At 74.4% G+C, this 450-nt stretch carries 1 protein-coding gene; it reads left to right on the forward strand.

All coding sequences use genetic code 11. The annotated features are described in order from the left end of the window. Window positions 1-62: 62 nt before the first annotated feature. On the forward strand, window positions 63-450 hold a 388-nt coding region (locus JMF97_RS30795), incomplete at its 3' end, for a hypothetical protein (protein WP_203224691.1).

Consider the following 450-nt stretch of genomic DNA (forward strand, 5'->3'; position numbering starts at 1 on the left):
CCCGAACCGGTGGCAGCGCCACGGCCGACCGGGCCACGGGCGGCAGTTCCTGGGGGTCGCTGGTGGGGAAGGCGATCGCGTCGGTCGCCCGCACCTGGACCGAGCAGCGCCACGACCAGTGGCAGCAGCAGTGGGGCGGCCGACCCGGCGCCGACCCGCACCAGGCCGCCCCGCTCGGCTACGCCCGCCTCGGCAATGGCAGCAGCCGACTGGTGCAGGCGGAACTGCTCACCCAACTCACCGGCCTGCCCAGCAGCGTCAGTCGGCTCGATCCGACGCCCGGCCGGGAAGCCGAGGCCGAAGCCCGGTTGGCCACCCTGCTCTCCGCCGGCAGTCCGGTGATCACCGGAACCCTGCCGGCCGCCCAGTACCCCGGCAAACCGCCGTACGGACTCATCACCGGCCACGCGTACTGGGTCGTGCCGGTGCCGAACGGTGAGGTGCCGGTGC

This window comes from Micromonospora fiedleri, from assembly GCF_016774385.1.
Taxonomy (GTDB): Bacteria; Actinomycetota; Actinomycetes; order Mycobacteriales; family Micromonosporaceae; genus Micromonospora; species Micromonospora gifhornensis.